Origin of the sequence: Candidatus Nanopelagicus limnes (genome assembly GCF_002287885.2) — a bacterium.
GTDB classification, from domain to species: Bacteria; Actinomycetota; Actinomycetes; order Nanopelagicales; family Nanopelagicaceae; genus Nanopelagicus; species Nanopelagicus limnae.
Genome location: NZ_CP016768.2, coordinates 577500 through 593118 on the forward strand (window position 1 = coordinate 577500; position 15619 = coordinate 593118).

17 protein-coding genes are annotated in these 15619 nt (G+C 41.8%); 15 read left to right on the forward strand and 2 right to left on the reverse strand.

The annotated features are described in order from the left end of the window. Positions 1-38: 38 nt before the first annotated feature. The 9 genes from B1s21122_RS02880 to B1s21122_RS02920 are packed head-to-tail and all read left to right on the forward strand — an operon-like array spanning position 39 to position 8190. Positions 39-722, forward strand: a complete 684-nt coding sequence (locus B1s21122_RS02880) for a helix-turn-helix transcriptional regulator (RefSeq protein ID WP_223299089.1) — start codon at positions 39-41, stop codon at positions 720-722. Next, positions 722-2134 carry a Fe-S cluster assembly protein SufB gene (gene sufB, locus B1s21122_RS02885; RefSeq protein ID WP_095680726.1) on the forward strand — a complete coding sequence of 471 codons (1413 nt, stop codon included), beginning with the start codon at positions 722-724 and terminating at the stop codon, positions 2132-2134. Before B1s21122_RS02880 ends, sufB begins: the two co-directional genes overlap by 1 nt. Continuing rightward, positions 2134-3219, forward strand: coding sequence for a Fe-S cluster assembly protein SufD (gene sufD / locus B1s21122_RS02890; protein WP_095680725.1), 1086 nt, complete (start codon positions 2134-2136; stop codon positions 3217-3219). The genes sufB and sufD overlap by 1 nt, the downstream gene beginning before the upstream one ends. Beyond that, the gene (locus B1s21122_RS02895; RefSeq protein ID WP_095680724.1) at positions 3219-3515 is read left to right on the forward strand and encodes a non-heme iron oxygenase ferredoxin subunit; all 297 of its coding nucleotides are present in this window, start codon (positions 3219-3221) and stop codon (positions 3513-3515) included. The genes sufD and B1s21122_RS02895 overlap by 1 nt, the downstream gene beginning before the upstream one ends. Before the next feature lie 13 nt (positions 3516-3528). Continuing rightward, positions 3529-4281 carry a Fe-S cluster assembly ATPase SufC gene (gene sufC / locus B1s21122_RS02900; RefSeq protein ID WP_095680723.1) on the forward strand — a complete coding sequence of 251 codons (753 nt, stop codon included), beginning with the start codon at positions 3529-3531 and terminating at the stop codon, positions 4279-4281. A 3-nt stretch (positions 4282-4284) separates the two neighbouring features. Then, the gene (locus B1s21122_RS02905; protein WP_095680722.1) at positions 4285-5532 is read left to right on the forward strand and encodes a cysteine desulfurase; all 1248 of its coding nucleotides are present in this window, start codon (positions 4285-4287) and stop codon (positions 5530-5532) included. Continuing rightward, complete coding sequence (gene sufU, locus B1s21122_RS02910) at positions 5532-5966, forward strand: Fe-S cluster assembly sulfur transfer protein SufU (protein ID WP_095680721.1); 435 nt, start codon at positions 5532-5534, stop codon at positions 5964-5966. The genes B1s21122_RS02905 and sufU overlap by 1 nt, the downstream gene beginning before the upstream one ends. 9 nt (positions 5967-5975) lie before the next feature. Next, on the forward strand, positions 5976-6287 hold the full coding sequence (locus B1s21122_RS02915; RefSeq protein ID WP_095680720.1) for a metal-sulfur cluster assembly factor: 312 nt from the start codon (positions 5976-5978) through the stop codon (positions 6285-6287). Between the two features lie 31 nt (positions 6288-6318). Next, positions 6319-8190 carry an ABC transporter ATP-binding protein gene (locus B1s21122_RS02920; RefSeq protein ID WP_223299090.1) on the forward strand — a complete coding sequence of 624 codons (1872 nt, stop codon included), beginning with the start codon at positions 6319-6321 and terminating at the stop codon, positions 8188-8190. On the opposite strand, the gene B1s21122_RS02925 is transcribed toward B1s21122_RS02920, so the two are convergent. Both B1s21122_RS02925 and B1s21122_RS02930 read right to left on the reverse strand, forming a co-directional pair. Continuing rightward, a complete protein-coding gene (locus tag B1s21122_RS02925; RefSeq protein ID WP_095680718.1) occupies positions 8182-8454 on the reverse strand; it encodes a DUF3099 domain-containing protein in 273 nt (90 codons plus the stop codon). The genes B1s21122_RS02920 and B1s21122_RS02925 overlap by 9 nt on opposite strands. A gap of 90 nt (positions 8455-8544) precedes the next feature. Beyond that, the gene (locus tag B1s21122_RS02930) at positions 8545-9801 is read right to left on the reverse strand and encodes a uracil-xanthine permease family protein (RefSeq protein ID WP_095680717.1); all 1257 of its coding nucleotides are present in this window, start codon (positions 9799-9801) and stop codon (positions 8545-8547) included. Positions 9802-10126: 325 nt separating this feature from the next. On the opposite strand from B1s21122_RS02930, the gene infC reads away from it, so the two are divergent. The 6 genes from infC to pheT are packed head-to-tail and all read left to right on the forward strand — an operon-like array spanning position 10127 to position 15619. Continuing rightward, the gene (infC, locus tag B1s21122_RS02935) at positions 10127-10687 is read left to right on the forward strand and encodes a translation initiation factor IF-3 (RefSeq protein ID WP_095680716.1); all 561 of its coding nucleotides are present in this window, start codon (positions 10127-10129) and stop codon (positions 10685-10687) included. A 31-nt stretch (positions 10688-10718) separates the two neighbouring features. Then, complete coding sequence (gene rpmI / locus B1s21122_RS02940; protein ID WP_095680715.1) at positions 10719-10916, forward strand: 50S ribosomal protein L35; 198 nt, start codon at positions 10719-10721, stop codon at positions 10914-10916. A gap of 11 nt (positions 10917-10927) precedes the next feature. Continuing rightward, positions 10928-11290 (forward strand): 50S ribosomal protein L20, encoded by a 363-nt coding sequence (gene rplT / locus B1s21122_RS02945; protein WP_095680714.1) that lies wholly within the window; start codon positions 10928-10930, stop codon positions 11288-11290. 25 nt (positions 11291-11315) lie between these two features. Continuing rightward, entirely contained in the window at positions 11316-12131 is an 816-nt protein-coding gene (locus B1s21122_RS02950; RefSeq protein ID WP_095680713.1) for a TrmH family RNA methyltransferase, read from the forward strand. Positions 12132-12143: 12 nt separating this feature from the next. After that, the gene (gene pheS, locus B1s21122_RS02955) at positions 12144-13160 is read left to right on the forward strand and encodes a phenylalanine--tRNA ligase subunit alpha (protein WP_095680712.1); all 1017 of its coding nucleotides are present in this window, start codon (positions 12144-12146) and stop codon (positions 13158-13160) included. Then, positions 13157-15619 (forward strand): phenylalanine--tRNA ligase subunit beta, encoded by a 2463-nt coding sequence (pheT, locus tag B1s21122_RS02960; protein ID WP_095680711.1) that lies wholly within the window; start codon positions 13157-13159, stop codon positions 15617-15619. The genes pheS and pheT overlap by 4 nt, the downstream gene beginning before the upstream one ends.

Below are 15619 nucleotides of genomic sequence, written 5' to 3' on the forward strand. Positions count from 1 at the left end.
GATTGGCGCTTGGGGATGAATTACGCAACACTTATGTTGTGAAAAAGACCGAGCCCGATAAGACCCGAGACCAGGTTGCCCGTACCATTTTAGAAGGCGGCCCAGCCACGGCAGCAGCATTGGCGAAGAAATTAGCAATTACGCCAGCTGGAATTCGACGACATTTAGATTCATTAATCAGCGAAGGTGTTTTAACTGCAAAAGATCCATATCAATCAAATGAGCGCGGTAGAGGACGGCCTTCAAAAGTATTTGTAATGACTGACGCGGGACGAGAGAAATTTGAACATTCATATGATGATTTAGCGGTAGCAGCTCTTAAATTCATGGCTAGTAAGAATGGCGAGCACTTAGTAAACGAGTTTGCAACTAGTCGAGCAGAAGATTTGATTCGTAAGGGTGATCACATTAAAACATCCAGTAAATCAATTCTTGAAAAAACAAAAGCACTTTCAAAGTTGCTAACCAAAGAGGGTTACTCAGCATCAACCGATAAATTAGGAAATGGTGAAGAGATTTGTCAGCACCATTGCCCGATTGCTCATGTGGCTTCTGAGTTTCCACAATTGTGTGAAGCAGAAACTAAAGCATTTTCAGAAATTTTAGGAACACATGTACAACGCCTTGCCACGATCGCTCATGGTGATGGTGTTTGTACAACATTCATCCCAAACAATATTTCCCCACATTCAACAGCTAGAGTAAAAGAAGGAGCACGCTAATGACCCAAATCGCGCATCCAGAGTTAGATGGAATTGGAAAGTACGAGTACGGCTGGGCAGATAAGACAGATGCCGGGTCAAATAGTCGGCGTGGACTTAACGAGGAGGTAGTACGAGATATCTCTTCAAAAAAGAGTGAACCGCAGTGGATGCTTGATCTACGCCTTAAGGGTTTAGGTTTGTTTGATAAGAAACCAATGCCAAGTTGGGGTTCTGATCTAAGTGGTATTTTCTTTGACACAATTAAATACTTTGTTAGATCAACTGAAAAGCAAGCGACCTCTTGGGAAGATCTGCCCGATGACATTAAGAACACTTATGATCGATTAGGTATCCCAGAGGCAGAAAAGAAAAGATTAGTTGCTGGTGTGGCAGCTCAGTATGAATCTGAAGTGGTCTACCACTCAATTCGTGAGGATTTAGAAAAGCAAGGAGTGCTATTCCTTGATACTGATACAGCTCTTAAAACTCATCCAGAAATGTTTCAAGAGTATTTTGGAACGGTTATTCCGGTAGGCGATAACAAATTTGCTGCGCTAAACACTGCGGTTTGGTCTGGTGGTTCATTCATTTATGTTCCTAAGGGTGTAAAGGTTGATATTCCGCTACAGGCATATTTTCGAATTAATACTGAAAACATGGGTCAATTCGAGCGAACATTAATTATTGCCGATGAAGATTCGTATGTGCATTATGTAGAAGGTTGTACTGCGCCTGTTTATTCATCAGATTCACTGCATTCTGCGGTAGTGGAGATTATTGTGAAGAAGAATGCACGAGTGCGTTACACAACAATTCAAAACTGGTCAAACAATGTTTACAACCTAGTTACTAAGCGAGCAACTTGCGCTGAGGGTGCAACAATGGAGTGGATTGATGGCAACATTGGTTCCAAAGTAACCATGAAATACCCTGCTGTGATGTTGATGGGACCTCATTCAAAAGGTGAAACTCTTTCAATCGCTTTTGCTGGTGAAGGCCAACATCAAGATGCTGGAGCAAAGATGGTTCATGCAGCTCCTTACACATCCTCAACAATTATTTCTAAATCAGTTGCACGCGGTGGAGGTCGCACCTCATATCGTGGACTGGTCAAGGTAGAAAAAGGAGCACATCACTCTAAGAGCACTGTTAAATGTGATGCGCTGTTAGTTGATACGATTTCTCGCTCTGATACATATCCTTATGTAGATGTTCGCGAAGATGATGTCTCAATGGGCCATGAAGCTACAGTTTCAAAGGTTAGCGATGATCAACTCTTTTATTTGATGTCGCGTGGACTTGGTGAAGATGAAGCGATGGCAATGATCGTCCGCGGATTCATTGAACCAATTGCAAAAGAGCTTCCTATGGAATACGCGTTAGAACTGAACCGATTGATTGAATTACAAATGGAAGGCGCTGTTGGTTAATGAGTTTGTTAACAACTAATTACCTAACGCCAACCGGTCGTGAAGAGGCGTGGCGTTTTACGCCTCTTAAACGTTTAGCTGGTTTACATGATGGATCTACCAAAGTGGCAGATTACATCTCTCTTTCAGCTAAAGCCACACTTCCTAATGGAGTTGTGCTCTCAGTTGCAGAAGCGTCTGAGCATCCAGCTTCATATACCAGTACAGATGTTGTAACTAATCGGATCAGAGAAGTAGTTGCAAAGGTAAGCCTGCTTACCATTGCTAAAGATATTGAACTTACCGAGCCAATTCATTTGTCTCGTAAATGTTCATCTTCACCTGAATTTAGCCGTGTAGTGATACAGGCTGGCGTAAACAGCAAAAGTATGGTGATAATTGAAAATACTGGAAATGGTGAACTGGGAGAAGAGATTGAAATCAATCTTGCACCTGGGGCGTCCTTGGATTTAATTTCTTTGCAGGAATGGGATAGAACCGCAGTTCATTTAGCACAACACCATGCAATTGTTAGCAAAGATGCTCAATTCACCTCTTATGTAGTTTCTGTTGGCGGATCGGTTGTGCGTATAAGTCCAACTGTTGAATTCACGGGAGCCGGATCATTCGCTGATCTTTATGGAGTTTATTTCGCAACAGATGGACAACATCTAGAACATCGAATTCATGTTAATCACAATGTTCCAAATGCTAAATCTCGCGTTAATTACAAGGGAGCGCTTGCTGGAGATCAGGCACACACTGTTTGGATCGGCGATGTGTATATTCATAAAGGTGCGGACGGCACAGATACTTATGAATTAAATCGAAACTTGTTGCTAAGTGATGGGGCTAGAGCAGATTCAGTACCGAATTTAGAGATTGAAACAGGTGAAATAGTTGGTGCTGGCCATGCAAGTACTACTGGTCGCTTTGATGATGAACAATTGTTTTATTTACAATCACGCGGAATCCCAGCTGATATTGCAAGACGTTTAGTAATCCGTGGTTTCTTTGCTGAAATCATTAATAAGTTAAAGAGTGCTGAACTTGAAGAGCGCTTAATGCAACGTATTGATGATGAGCTAGCCAAGGTGGGGGAGTAATGGCGGAGTTAGCGTTTGATTCCTTGGTAGAAGGTAAACCTGTAGCAGTTGATGTCGACGGTATTCAAGTTTGTGTAGCCAAGGTTGGCGATGAAGTATTTGCTGTTGCAGACACATGCACGCATTCTGAAGCCTCACTGTCTGAGGGTGAGATCACTGGCGGCAAGATTGAATGTTGGCTTCATGGCGCAGAGTTTGATTTGCGCACAGGCCAAGCTTTAACCCCACCAGCCACTGAAGCCTTAAAAATTTTTAATGTTAAACGCACTGGCAATCAATTAACCATCACTAACTAAATAGGAGAGAAAAATGAGCGTATTAGAAATTAAGAACCTGCAGGTGAGTGTTGTTACTGATGCCGGCAATAAAGAGATCCTTCGTGGTGTTGATCTAACAATTCGATCAGGTGAAACTCATGCAATTATGGGACCTAATGGATCAGGTAAATCCACTCTTGCTTATTCAATTGCAGGACATCCAAAATATTTAATTACTGGTGGATCAGTTACTTTAGATGGCGCAGGTGTTTTAGAGATGACCGTTGATGAAAGAGCTAAGGCAGGATTGTTCTTGGCAATGCAATACCCGGTTGAAGTTCCAGGGGTGTCAGTTTCTAACTTTTTACGTACTGCGGTAACTGCAATACGTGGTGAAGCCCCTAAGGTGAGAACTTGGGTAGGTGAAGTTAAAGCTGCTATGGCATCTTTAAACATTGATACTGCTTTTTCAGAGCGAAATGTAAATGAAGGATTTTCTGGCGGTGAGAAGAAGCGTCATGAAATTCTGCAGATGGAATTGTTAAAGCCAAAGATTGCAATTTTAGATGAAACCGATTCTGGCCTTGATGTGGATGCATTAAGAATTGTTTCAGAGGGAGTCAATCGAGTAAAAGCTAATTCAGAGCTTGGAGTAATGCTAATTACCCACTACACACGAATCCTTAGATACATCAAACCTGACTTTGTTCATGTCTTTGCTAATGGCAAGATTGTTGAAGAGGGTGGCCCAGAACTGGCAGATAAACTTGAAGAAAAGGGCTACGCAGAGTACATAACTGCGTAATTGATGACAGTAGATCTAAGTAAATACCAAGGCGATTTTCCGATACTGTCCCGAAAAGTTCGGGGTGGTAATCGCTTTATTTATTTAGACAGTGGCGCTACCTCCCAAAAACCTGAATCCGTTATTACTGCCGAAGCTGATTTCTATCGAACGAAAAATGCCGCAGTCCACCGCGGTGCCCATCTTGTTGCTGAAGAAGCATCGGATGCATATGAAGGAGCTCGGGCTAATTTAGCGAAATTTATTGGCGCGCAAACAGATGAAATTATTTTTACTAAAAGTGCTACAGAATCCTTAAATTTTTTGGCATACTCTTTTGGAAACAAAAACTCTAGAATATGTCTAAAGGCTGGCGATGAAATCGTTGTTTCTGAGATGGAACACCACGCAAATTTAATTCCGTGGCAACAATTAGCTGAACGGATTGGCGCGAAATTAACCTGGCTGCCAATAACCAATGATGGTCGATTAGACCTTTCAAAGATATCCCAAGTAATTACGGGCAAGACCAAGATTGTTGCTATAACTCATCAATCAAATGTGTTTGGAACAATTGTGCCAATCGATCAAATTGTTAAGGCGGCTAGATCGGTGGGGGCTTTCATAATTTTGGACGCTTGCCAGTCTGTTCCTCATTTCCCGGTTGATGTTAAAAAACTAGATGTAGATTTTCTAGCATTCTCAGGACACAAAATGTTAGGTCCAACTGGCATCGGAATTCTGTGGGGTAAATCTGAACTACTGGAACAACTAGAGCCAGCCCTTTTTGGTGGATCAATGGTTGACTCAGTAACTATGGAAACTGCCACTTGGGCAAAGGCACCTAGAAAATTTGAAGCCGGCGTTCCTAATATGGCTCAAGCAGTTGGTTTATCTGCCGCTGTTGACTATTTAAACAATGTTGGAATGGCGAACGTGGAAAGTCATGAACTTGCGTTAACGAAAGAGCTGCTTGAGGGTTTATCGCAAATTACAGCAGTTAATGTCATTGGTCCGTTAGATATGAAAGATCGCGGAGGAGTGGTTTCATTTACAATTGATGGTGTTCATCCCCATGACGTGGGGCAAGTTTTAGATCAGTATGGAATAGCCGTGCGAACTGGGCATCACTGCGCATGGCCATTGATGCGAAAATTGAATTTAGTTGGAACAACTAGAGCTTCTTTCCACTTATATAACGATTCAAAGGATGTGCAAGCACTGCTTCAGGGAGTAATTAAAACTAAAGAGTATTTCAAGGTTGGTAAGTAATGGAATTAGATTCACTTTACCAAGAGGTTATTTTGGATCATTACCGCACTCCGCTACATAAAGGATTATCAGCTGAAAAAGATGTACAGGTTCATCACAACAATCCAAGTTGTGGGGATGAGATCACTTTGAATTTAATCATGAAGGATGGAAATGTAGTTGATATTTCATGGGATGGTGTTGGGTGTTCAATTTCCATGGCAAGTGCTTCGGTAATGAGTGACCTGTTGATTGGAAAACCATATTCAAAAGCTATGGTGATTCTCAATGCTTTTTTGGAGCTTATGCAAAGTAAGGGTCAAGGTGTGGGGGATGAAGATTTACTAGAGGATGGCGTTGCATTTGCAGGTGTGTCAAAATTTCCAGCCCGAATCAAATGTGCACTACTGGGATGGATGGCGTTCAAAGATGCATCTACCCAAGTGATGGCCTAGAATTAGATCATGAACACATCAATTGATGACGTAACTGAGGCAATGAAGGATGTGATTGATCCTGAATTAGGAATCAATGTGATCGATCTTGGTTTGGTATATGACATGCGGCTTGATGAAAATAACATTGCCACTTTAGATATGACCTTAACTTCTGCTGCCTGCCCATTGCAGGATGTAATTGAAGATCAAACTAGACAAGTATTGGCAGACATTACAACTGATGTAAAAATAAATTGGGTGTGGCTACCACCTTGGGGTCCAAACAAAATTTCAGATGATGGTAGAGAACAATTACGCTCGATTGGCTTCACTGTTTAGTAATTCCACTCTTAATCGCTAAGGTGTTCTTATGTCGATGCATTCCACCTGGATGTCATTTAGATCTTTAACCCAAGATTCATCGGTAAAGAATCAAAAACTTAAACCAGGCACGTTAAAGAGGATTGCCGATTTCGCAATACCTTACAAGGTATCTCTTACATTCTTCTTAATTACTGTTGTAATCGATGCATTCCTAATCGTTGCCACGCCTTTGCTACTACGCAAACTAATCGATGATGGAGTGATTCCGAAAAACACGGAACTCGTGACAAAGCTTGCTTTGGCAGTAGGCATAATCGCTTTGCTTGACGCGCTATTTAGCATGATAGGTCGTTGGTTTTCAGCACGCATTGGCGAAGGATTAATTTATGATCTACGTCGAATGATATTTGAACACGTTCAAAAGCAATCGATCGCATTTTTTACTCGAACCCAAACTGGTGCGCTTATATCTCGATTAAATTCTGATGTCATTGGCGCACAACAGGCTTTTACTTCAACATTATCTGGAGTCATAAGTAATTTATTGAGCTTGATTTTAGTTGCAGCAACGATGCTTACTTTATCCTGGCAGATAACACTGATTTCATTGACTTTACTTCCGGTCTTCTTATTCCCAACAAAATGGGTGGGTAGAAAACTCCAAGGGTACACACGACAATCATTTGATATTAATGCTTCTATGTCAGCAACTATGACTGAACGATTTAATGTTTCTGGCGCGCTCTTGGTTTCACTTTATGGAAATTCTAAAAATGAGAAGAATGAGTTCTCGGCCAAGGCTAGAAAAGTGGCTGATATCGGCATTTCAATTGCAATGTTGAATCGAATCTTCTTCATAGCCCTTACCTCAATTGCAGCAGTTGCAACCGCAGTTGCATATGGTGTTGGGGGACACCTCGCTATTAGTGGTGAATTAACAGTGGGAACATTGCTGGCTATAACCGCTTTACTTGCAAGGTTATATGGTCCGCTTACTGCGCTTTCAAATGTTCGTGTTGATGTGATGAGTGCACTTGTTTCTTTTGAAAGAGTTTTTGAAGTCCTTGATTTGAAACCTATGGTGGTTGATCGACAAAATGCAATACAACTACAAACCGATAAGCCTGAGGTAACTTTTGAGAATGTTTCCTTCACCTATCCGAAGGCGGAAGAGATCTCACTTGCATCTTTGGAAATTGTTGCAAAACCTGAGATTCCTACTAGTGGCAGAGTTTTAAAAAACATATCGTTTTCTGTTAAACCTGGAACTTTGACTGGAATAGTTGGTCCTTCGGGCGCTGGAAAAAGTACGATCAGCAGTTTGATACCAAGACTCTATGACGTAACAGATGGCGGTATATCAATTAACGGTACAGATATCCGTGATTACAGCATCAAATCTTTAAGGAATACAATCGGAGTAGTTACCCAAGATTCACATATGTTTCATGACTCAATCATGAATAATCTTCTTTACGCTAAAAGTGATGCGAGTATTGAAAACATTCAATCAGCTTGTGAATCTGCTCGTATATGGACTTTCATTAAAAGTTTACCCAATGGATTAGATACTGTAGTTGGCGAACGTGGCCATCGCTTATCAGGGGGTGAAAAACAAAGGTTAGCAATTGCTCGCTTGCTGTTGAAGCAACCAAGTTTGGTGATACTTGATGAAGCCACAGCGCATTTGGATTCTGAGAATGAAGCTCTAGTTCAAGCAGCTTTGAAAGACGCGTTGGCTGGGAGGACGAGCATCGTGATTGCCCATCGACTTTCAACAATAATTCAGGCTGATCAAATACTGGTTATTGATAATGGTGAAATCATCGAACGTGGAACCCATGAAGAATTAGTTAGTAAAAAAGGTTTGTACTATGAACTTTATGAACGACAAAACTTACAATCTGATTTAATTTAAACGTTTTCTTTTAGGTGTGAATATCGCATCTTTTTTAATAGTTTCTCGCCCTGCATTGGCGGCTATAACTGCAATGTATGGAAGTGTCACAGCGCCAAATAAGGCGATCCAGCGATAAGGACTAGGTAACAAAACCGTCAATATAAAACAGGCGGTTCTAATCATCATTGATATGAAGTATCTACGTTGCCGGGCTGATTGATCCAGAGTTAATCCAGATTGAGCAGTAGTGATCGACTGGCTAACAACTTTGGTTTTCTTCATGTATGGATATTAGGTCTTTGGTAGCAAATTAGCGAGTAAAAAAATGAGGTGACTCACTTGATGTGAGCCACCTCATTAACTTATTTGTATTTAGTTAGCAGTGCCGCGAGCTTTGGCAATTCGGTTAAGAATTTGATAACCGAAAACAGCCATTACTGTGGCATTGATGATTCCACTGAATGTGTAATCCCCACGAGTCCAGGCCATATCGGAGATACCAATGATTAATGAGGAAGCAGCGATATATAGATTAATTGGGTTAGCAAAGTCAACGCGTCCATCAATCCAGATTCTGGCTCCTAGAACACCGATCATTCCAAATAGTGCAACTGTTACTCCACCCTTTACGCCAGCTGGAGTTGCAGAAAGTACTGCACCAAATTTTGGAGACAAAGCAAGTAAAATTGCGCCAACACCTGCAAAAATATAAGCAAGAGTTGAGTAAACGCGACTAGATGCCATTACGCCAATGTTTTCTGCGTAAGTAGTCGTACCAGAACCGCCACCAAGTCCAGCAAGAGTGGTTGCAGCGCCATCAGCGATTAAAGCATTACCAATCTGATCATCCAGATTTTTACCGGTCATAGCCGCTACTGCTTTAACATGTCCAACATTTTCAGCAATGAGCACTAATACAACTGGCAGGAATAGCAACATTGCACTGCTATCAAAAGTAGGGGATGTGAATGAAGGCATTGCTACCCATTTCGCCGCTTCAACGCCGGCAAAATCAACATCTCCCATAAGTGCTGCTACTAGATAACCGATGACTAATCCTGCGAAAATGCTAATTCTTCCTAAAAATCCGCGGAAGAAGGCTGAGATTAATCCGATAGATAGCAGAGTGATTAAACCAAGACGCTGACCTTGCATGAAATCATTTTTTGCAGCACCAGCAAGATTTAATCCAATAACCATCACAATAGTTCCAGTTACAACCGGAGGCAGCAACATATCAATCCATGCTGTTCCTGCAGCTTTGGCAATGAATCCAACCACTGCAAGTAATACACCAGCAGCAACGATGCCACCTAAAGCAGCAGGTATGCCGCCCGAAGTTTTTGCTGCAGCAACTGGTGCTAAGAATGCAAATGATGAACCCAAATAACTTGGAAGTTTATTCTGGGTGATGACAATGAAAAGGAATGTACCAATACCAGAAAAGAACAGAGTGGTTGTTGGTGAGAAGCCAGTAATAATCGGTACTAAGAATGTTGCACCGAACATAGCTGCAATATGTTGAATTCCCATACCAAAAGTACGGGGCCAAGATAATCTTTCATCGATTGAAACAACCTCTCCAGGTTGAATCTGCTTACCATTTCCGTGAAGCTTCCAACTAAGCATTGACGCTCCTTAATTGATTTCCCACCTTCATTTTTGAGGATGGTTACTTTCCGGCCCAAAGGGGGTAGGCGCTAAATAAAAATGATAGAACTACGCCCCGCAAATACCGGTAGGTATCACTTGATTTTGCTCAGATTTTGTCTTTGTTTTGCTGGTCTTACGCTCAATTTCCTCACCTGTGCATCCTTAGGTAAGATTGCTCAATCAAGTGGATGCATACGCTCCCACCTACTTCGCTTCGGCGAACTGGTTGCTTCTTTAGAAGCGCGGCTGTTGTTCGCTTGAGTAATGCCTTATCAATCTAGCGAAACAGCAAGGAGAACTTATCAGCACAGAACCACGTATCAATGATCGAATTCGCGTTCCTGAAGTTCGGTTGATTGGCTATGACGGTGAACAGTTAGGCGTAACAGCAATAGACAAAGCGCTTAAACTTTCTGAAGAGATCGGTTTAGATCTCGTAGAAATTTCACCTGATGCAAATCCACCGGTCTGCAAAATTATGGATTTCGGAAAATACAAGTACGAAATTGCGCAGAAAGCTAGGGAAGCAAGACAAAATCAAACACACATTGTTGTGAAAGAGATGCGTCTTCGACCAAATATCGAGCCTCATGATTACGAAACAAAGCGAAATCATATTGAACGATTTTTGTTAGGTGGGGATAAAGTGAAGGTAACTATTCAGTTTCGTGGCCGAGAGCAATCTCGCCCAGAATTGGGATATCGGTTATTACAAAAGCTTGCTGAAGAGTTAGCCGAAGTATCACTTGTTGAGTTTGCGCCAAAGCAAGAAGGTCGCAATATGACAATGGTTCTTGGGCCAGCTAAGAAGCCAGGTTCTGCAAAGAAAGCAGCACCGAAGGCTCCAGCAGTACCAAAATAGTTTTAATAGCAATTCAACAGGAGGTAAGTAAATGCCAAAGATGAAGACACATAGTGGGGCGAAGAAACGTTTTCGTGTCACTGGTTCCGGAAAGATCATGCACGAGCGTGCTGGCAAGCGCCACCTGCTTGAACGCAAATCATCAAGAGTAACTCGTCGCCTAACTGGCGATGTGACCGCTAAAGCGCCTAATGCATTTGCAGCAAAGCGCATGCTCGGTTTGAAGTAAGGGAGAGATAAATGGCTAGAGTAAAACGTGGTGTGCATGCGGCGAAAAAGCGCCGTACAACTTTAGAGCGTGCTGCTGGTTATCGCGGGCAACGTTCACGTCTTTTTTCTAAAGCAAAAGAGCAGGTAACTCACTCTCTTGTTTATGCATTTAATGATCGCAAAGATAAGAAAGGTGACTTTCGTCGTCTTTGGATTCAACGCATTAATGCAGCGGCCCGAGCAAACGGTATGACTTACAACCGTTTAATCCAAGGATTAAAGACAGCCGGCATTGAAGTAGATCGCCGTGTCTTATCTGAACTTGCAACAAATGATCCTGCAGCTTTCTCTAAATTAGTAGAGATTGCTCGCAAGAATGTTGTAACTGCGTAATTAATCTCTAATTAATTAAATAGAGATGGAAAATATTACGAGCCTTAATTCGCCTCATATCGAGCGAGTTAAGGCTCTTATTGGTTCCAGGGGTAAGAAGAATCGTGAGTTAGAAAATGCTTTTATTGCCGAAGGTATTCAGGCAGTTCGAGAGGCGCTCAACCCTAAATTAGCCGAAGGCTTAGCTGTAAAAAGAGTTTATGTAACTGAATCAGGAATGAGCAAACTCGCTCCAGCTGTTGATAGTGCAGTTCTAGATAAACATGAAGTGATTTTAGTTTCAGATCAGGTTATGAATGCAATGGCTGATTCTGAATCTCCGCAAGGAATCATTGCGCTATGTTCTACCAAAACCTTGAAACTACAAGATCTATGGCAAGCAAAGCCTAAAAAAATAGCTTTCTTTTGGCAGATTCAAGATCCAGGCAACGCAGGAACTGTGATTAGAAGCGCGGACGCAGCTGGATTTGATGCAGTGGTATTCTCTAATGAAAGCGTAGATGTTTTCAACCCAAAAACTGTGAGAGCAACTGTTGGTTCACTGTGGCATATTCCTGTAGTCAGCGATGTAGATATAAATGATTTTATCGCAGGTGCTACTGCAAATGGTGTTTCTCTATTTGCTTTGACTGGTGATGGGAAGGAGTCCTTTGATTCAAATTTTGTCGCTAAAACTTCAACAACACCATCAGCTTGGATATTTGGTAATGAGGCCCGTGGACTGCCAGATCTACCTAGTCAGATAACAACCGTAGCCATACCGATGAAAGGCTTTGCCGAATCTTTAAATGTGGCAAGTGCAGCGGCAATTGTCCTGCATTCTGTAGGTCTGTCCTTATAGACTAAGCAGATTATGTCGTTGGATCAGAATAAAATCGCCGAGGATCTGGCGCAGGCCCTTCGAGCTATTGAATCAGCCTCCGATTTGGATGGATTGAAGCAAGTGAAAATTGATTATGTCGGCGATAAATCTCCTTTGGCAAAAGCAAACCAAGCCTTAGCAACTGTTGATCAATCACTTCGTGCGCAATTTGGTAAATTAGTTGGAGCAGCTCGTGCCGAGGTGAATCAAGCTTTTGAGCAAAGAAGTGCGAAATTATCTGCTCTACGAGACTCTCAAATGTTACTTACTGAAAAAGTTGACGTGACTCTTCCTGGGCGAAGAAATCTGAAAGGTGGATTACATCCCTTAACAATATTAACTAATGAAATTAATGATCTTTTTATCGGTTTGGGCTACAAAGTTGCAGAAGGTCCAGAACTTGAAGCCGAATGGCTTAACTTTGATGCGCTGAATATCCCAGCCGATCATCCAGCTAGAACCATGCAGGATACTTTTTTCGTCGAACCACTTGAATCCAAACTGGTATTACGAACGCATACCTCTCCAGTTCAAATCAGAACAATGCTTAATGAAAAACCACCTATCTATGTTATTTGCCCAGGTAAGACATATCGGGCGGATGAATTAGATGCCACGCATACACCAGTTTTTCATCAAGTCGAAGGTTTAGTTGTTGATGAGAATATAACTATGGGTGATTTAAAGGGAACTCTGGATTTCTTTGCTAAATCCATTTTTGGTGATCAAGTAAAAACTAGGTTACGTCCTAGCTTTTTCCCCTTCACCGAACCATCTGCAGAGGTGGACGTATTTTTCAATGGTCGCTGGATTGAATGGGGCGGCTGTGGAATGGTAAATCATAAAGTTTTAGATGCGTGTGGAGTGGATACCAAGAAATATTCGGGCTTTGCCTTTGGCATGGGGTTAGAACGAACTTTGATGGTTAAGCATGGCATTACAGATATGCATGACATTGTTGAGGGTGATGTTCGCTTTTCGCAAAGTTTTGGTGTGGGCAAAAAATGAAGATTCCATTAAGTTGGCTGCAAGATTTTGTAACCCTTCCAGCGAAAATCAGTCCTGAACAAATCTCTCAAGCTTTTGTAAAGGTGGGTTTTGAAGTTGAAGCAATTGAAGAGCAAGGCACAAACTTAAAAGGACCGCTGGTAGTTGGAAAAGTTCTTTCAATTGAAGAGTTATCTGGACATAAGAAACCTATTAGATTTGTGGGTTTAGATGTTGGCGAGAAAAAGATACGTTATGTTATTTGTGGAGCACGTAATTTTAAGGTTAATGACTTAGTTGTCGTGGCTCTGCCAGGAGCTGTACTTCCAGGCGACTTCAAAATTTCAGCCAGAGAAACCTATGGCAAAGTTAGCGATGGCATGATTTGCTCGGCTAAAGAAATTGGTATCAGTGAAGAACATGCAGGAATTATAGTTTTGCCAGAAGGCAAGATCGGCCAAGATGCCATGGCTCTACTGGACGTGAACGATGTGATTTTTGATATCGCAGTAAATCCTGATCGAGGTTATGCAATGTCGGTTAGGGGATTAGCTAGAGAATTAGCTGGCTCACTTCAGCTTAAATATGTAGATCCAGCTGATCCTAAGATTGCTAAGAAGTTTGGAAGAAAGAATCAAAAGGCTGTTTCTGTAAAGATTGAAGACAAATCAGGAGCTGATCAGATTTACATCAGAACTTTAGATCAAGTGAATGTGAAGAAAAGCACCCCGTTATGGATGCAACGAAGGATTGAAAAATGCGGGATGAGATCTATTTCGTTGGCTGTTGATATTACAAATTATGTGATGCTAGAACTTGGGCAACCATTACACGCCTTTGATGCGCAATACATTATGGGTGGATTGCGGGTAGTCAGGGCTGGAAAATTCACTAAGTTAACAACCTTGGATAAAATTGATCGTAAATTAGATCCTGATAATTTATTGATTGCTGATTCAAAAACTCCCTTAGCTTTGGCTGGAACTATGGGAGGTTTAGCTTCAGAAGTTACTAATGAAACAACCAAAATTGCACTAGAAGCCGCGCATTTTGATCCACTAAGCATTGCTCGAAATTCAAGATCACATAATTTATCTAGTGAAGCCTCTCGTAGGATAGAACGTAATACTGATCCAGCATTGGCGCAGATTGCTTCTGCTAGGGCCACGCAATTACTGATTGATTTAGCTGATGCAAAGTATGTGGGTACATCTCAAGCAGGACTTCCAATTAAGAATCGCAAGGTGAAAATCTCGCAATCCAAAATCTCTAGATACCTTGGTTTTACCTATACGTCCAAGCAGGTAAAAAATGCATTGACGTTAGTTGGTTGCAAAGTTACTGGCAGCGCAGACTTGTTAACTGTGGAGGTCCCTACCTGGCGCCCAGATTTAATAAACTTTGCAGATTTCGCTGAGGAAATAGCTCGTTTGAATAATTACGACTTAATACCTGCCACCCTTCCGATCGGAAAAGGTGGAGCTCAATTAAATGGAATGCAGTATAGAAAACGTGCTGTGGCTATTGCTCTGGCTAATCAAGGATTTACCGAAGTTATCAATTATCCATTTGTGAGCCAGGAGATGGTTGATCTTCTTGGTTTTACTGGCGATCGAACTAAATCATTCAAAATTGCTAATCCAATGTCAGAAGAATTCCCATTATTGCGAACACATCTGCTGCCTGGTTTGCTTACCACTGCTGTTCGCAACATTGGTAGGGGATCAAAGAATCTTGCGATCTTTGAAATAGGAACTATTTTTAGAAATACCACTGCCCTTGGAAAAGCGGTTAACCCAGGGATTAGCAAACGTCCCAGTGAGAAAGTGATTAAAGAAATTTATGATGGTGTGCCAAAACAAATGTTGTTCGTTGGCGCTGTAGTAACTGGGGAGACGATTTTAAGTGACTGGCAAGGATCGGGCAATAAATTCACCTGGAGTGATGCAATTGCCAAGGCACAGGAAATTATCGAATCAACTGGAAATGATTTTGAAGTTGTAAGTAGTGATTTAGCTCCATGGCACCCAGGCAGATGTGCTGAGTTGCGGGTAAATGGAAAACCTGTTGCGCATGCTGGTGAATTGCATCCCCGAGTAATAACAGCTTTAAATTTGCCAGAACGTAGTTGCGCTTTCGCTGTAATCTTAAGTGAATTGCCTGCAGCTGGCGTGACTAAAGCACCTCCTATCTGGAGTTTTCCAGCAGTAGTTCAAGATGTAGCACTTGTTGTTGAGGCTAAAATTGCGGCTGCAGATTTAACTGCCGCGCTTAAGCAAGGTGCTGGGCCGTTATTAGAATCTATTGTTTTGTTTGATCGTTATGATCAAATGGCAGAAAATAAAGTATCACTCGCTTTCACTTTAACTTTCAGAGCCTCAGATCGCACCCTTACATCAGATGAGGTTGCTGGCTATCGTGATCAAGCAATTGCTCAAGCAGGTAAATCAGTGGGCGCGGTTCTGCGAGGCAATGCATAA